Here is a 3295-nt window from a genome sequence, read left to right as displayed (position 1 = left end):
TCTACATCGCCGGCGACACCGAGGGCATCCCCGAGATGCGCGCGCTCGAGGCGATCGACGTCGCCTTCGTCCCGATGAACCTGCCCTATACCATGTCGGTCGAGGAAGCCGCCCCCGCCGTCGCCGCCTTCGCCCCGGCGGTGGTCTACCCCTACCACTACGGCGAGAGCGACGTCGACGTCTTCACCCGCCTCCTCGCCGAGGCGGGCGCCCCCACCAGGGTCGCCCGCGCCGACTGGTACCCGACCTGAGTCCCGCGCCCGCGCCCGACCGTGGCTGACCGTGGCTGACCGTGGCTGACCGGCGGGCGCGCGCGCCCTGCGGCCTCAGCGCAGGACGAGCACCGACACCTTCGACCGCGCCACCACCTGCGCGGTCTGGCTGCCGAGCATCAGCCCGGCCGGCCCGCGCCGGCCGTGCGGCGCCATGACGATCAGGTCGGCGCCCACCTCGACCGCGACCTTGTCGATCTCCTCCCAGGGGCTCTCGCCGGTGCGAACCACCGAGGCGATCTCGACCCCGGCCGCCTTCGCCTTCGCCTCCACCTCGCCCAGCACCCTCGCCGCATGCTCGGCCGCATGGCGGTTGTAGTCGGTGAGCGAGTTCGCGAGCTCGGTCGCGTCGAGGGTCATCACGTGGAACCGCTCGATGATGGTCAGGACCGTGATCTTCGCCCCGAACTTGGCCGCGAGCTCGATCCCCCGCGCCACCGCCGAAGTCGCCAGCGCCGACCCTTCGGTCGGCAGCAGGATGTGCTGGAACATGTCGCCTCCTCCGCTCCTCCACTCCCCGCATCCCCGTTCGGCCAGCGGGCAAGGCCTACACTCTTAGCACCCGTGTCGCGGGGTGGGAACGACGCGGATGCCGCGGAATGCCGCCCGCCCCCCCGCACCGCCCCCAGCCCCCTCGCCGCGGCGTGCCAAAGCGTAATACAACGTATAGACGCCAAAATAACTGCGTGATTTCAAATACCTGCATCCCGGGCACGCGTGCCCGGCCGTGCCCGGGCACGCTCCCCGCGATTTTCCCCGTGCCGCCCTCTCCGCCGCGTGCTACCTGCGCCGGCATGGAACGCCTCCCCACGCCCGAGCAGATCCTCGACTTCCTGCGCGAGAACCCGACCCAGACCGCCCGGCGCGACATCGCCCGCGCCTTCGGCCTCAAGGGCGCCGCCAAGGTCGAGCTCCGCCGCCTCCTCTCCGAGATGGCCGCCTCCGGCCTCCTCGAGAAGAAGCGCCGCCGCCACCGCCCCGAAGGCACGCTTCCCCCCGTCCTCGTCCTCCGCGTCACCGGCCCCGACCGGCAGGGCGACCTCTGGGCCGAGCCGCTCGAATGGGAGGCCGAGGCCCCCGCCCCGCGCGTCCTCGTCCTCACCCGCCGCGACGACCCCGCGCTCGGCGCCGGCGACCGCCTGCTCGGCCGCCTCGTCCCCCTCGACGACCCCGAGGCCCCGCTCGCCGCCCGCATCATCCGCCGCATCGGCATGGGCCCCCGCCGCGTCATCGGCATCTACCACGAGGGCGAGACCGGCGCCCGCATCGCCTCGATCGACAAGCGCACCGACCGCGACTGGTCGGTCGCCCCCGGCGACCGCGCCGGCGCCCGCGAGGGCGAGCTCGTCGAGGCCGAGGAGCTCGACCGCCGCACCCACGGCCTCCCCCGCGCCCGCATCACCGCCCGCCTCGGCGACCCCTCGGCGCCCAAGTCGATCTCCCTCATCGCCATCCACGAGCACGGCATCCCCGACGAGTTCCCCGAGACCGCCCTCGCCGAGGCCATCGCCGCCAAACCCCTCCCCCTCGGCGAGCGCGAGGACCTCCGCGCCCTCCCCTTCGTCACCATCGACCCCGCCGATGCCCGCGACCACGACGACGCCGTCCTCGCCCAGCCCGACGACGACCCGAAGAACCCCGGCGGCCACGTCGTCTGGGTCGCCATCGCCGACGTCGCCGCCTACGTCACCCCCGGCTCCGCCCTCGACCGCGAGGCCCGCCGCCGCGGCAACTCCACCTACTTCCCCGACCGCGTCGTCCCGATGCTGCCCGAGGCGCTCTCCGCCGACCTCTGCTCGCTCGTCGACGGCGCCGACCGCCCCGCCATCGCCGTCCGCCTCATCCTCGACGAGGGCGGCCACGTCCGCACCCACCGCTTCACCCGCGCCCTCATCCGCTCCGCCGCCACCCTCACCTACTCCCAGACCCAGGCCGCCGCCGACGGCAACCCGGACGCGGCCACCGAACCCCTGCTCGATACCGTCATCCGCCCGCTCTGGAACGCCTGGACCGCGGCCCACCGCGCCCGCGACCTCCGCCAGCCGCTCAACCTCGACCTCCCCGAGCGCCGCATCGTCCTCTCCGACGAGGGAAAGGTCCTCTCCGTCGCCTTCCGCGAGCGCTACGACGCCCACCGCCTGATCGAGGACTTCATGATCCTCGCCAACGTCGCCGCCGCCGAGACGCTCGAGGCGAAGAAGATCCGTCTCCTCTACCGCGTCCACGAGGAGCCCAGCCCGGAAAAGCTCGAGGCCCTCCGCGCCATCGTCGACAGCGTCGGCCTGACACTCGCCAAGGGCCAGGTCCTCAAGACCGCCCAGCTCAACCGCCTCCTCGACGGCGTCGCCGGCACCGAGCACGCCGAGATGATCAACATCTCCGTCCTCCGCGCCATGACCCAGGCCTACTACGCGCCGGAGAACTTCGGCCACTTCGGCCTCAACCTCCCCCGCTACGGCCACTTCACCTCGCCGATCCGCCGCTACGCCGACCTCGTCGTCCACCGCGCCCTGATCCGCGCCCACCGCTGGGGCGACTGGCGGACCGACGGCCTCACCCACGCCGAGGAGGAGCAGCTCCCCGAGACCGGCGAGCATATCTCGATGACCGAGCGCCGCTCGATGATGGCCGAGCGCGACACCACCGACCGCTACCTCGCCGCCTGGCTCGCCGACCGCGTCGGCGCCGAGTTCGAGGGCACCACCTCCGGCGTCGCCCGCTTCGGCCTCTTCGTGAAGCTCGACGAGACCGGCGCCGACGGCCTCGTCCCGATCTCCTCGCTCGGCACCGAATACTTCCGCTACGACGCCGACAGCCAGACCCTGACCGGCGAGCGCAGCCACCGCACCATCGGCCTCGGCCAGCGCGTCACCGTCCGCCTGGTCGAAGCCGCCCCGATCACCGGCGGCCTCCTCTTCGAGCTCCTCGAGATCGACGGCCGCCGCATGCCCACGCCCCCCCGCCGCGCCGGCACCTCCCCCCGCCGCAAGCTCGCCAAGAGCCGCCACCTCCGCCGCGCCGAT

The 3295-nt window shown here is 73.3% G+C and carries 2 protein-coding genes and 1 pseudogene; 2 read left to right on the top strand and 1 reads right to left on the bottom strand.

What is annotated here, in order from left to right; all coding sequences use genetic code 11:
* A pseudogene (locus Q0112_RS16845) lies at positions 1-251 on the top strand (MBL fold metallo-hydrolase); the annotation flags it as partial.
* Positions 252-326: 75 nt separating this feature from the next.
* Here Q0112_RS16845 and Q0112_RS16840 read toward each other — a convergent pair.
* Positions 327-764, bottom strand: a complete 438-nt coding sequence (locus Q0112_RS16840) for a universal stress protein (RefSeq protein WP_297977148.1) — start codon at positions 762-764, stop codon at positions 327-329.
* A gap of 302 nt (positions 765-1066) precedes the next feature.
* On the opposite strand from Q0112_RS16840, the gene rnr reads away from it, so the two are divergent.
* The coding region (rnr, locus tag Q0112_RS16835; RefSeq protein WP_297977147.1) for a ribonuclease R at positions 1067-3295 on the top strand (2229 nt) is incomplete at its 3' end.

This window comes from uncultured Amaricoccus sp., assembly GCF_937858865.1.
GTDB lineage: Bacteria > Pseudomonadota > Alphaproteobacteria > Rhodobacterales > Rhodobacteraceae > Amaricoccus.
The sequence above is the reverse complement of the archived record's forward strand: the minus strand, read 5'-3'. Positions and strand labels throughout refer to the sequence as shown.

Excerpts from the sequence above, each read along its gene's own strand:
- Q0112_RS16840 (WP_297977148.1), bottom strand. The coding sequence starts at position 764 with ATGTTCCAGCACATCCTGCTGCCGACCGAAGGGTCGGCGCTGGCGACT.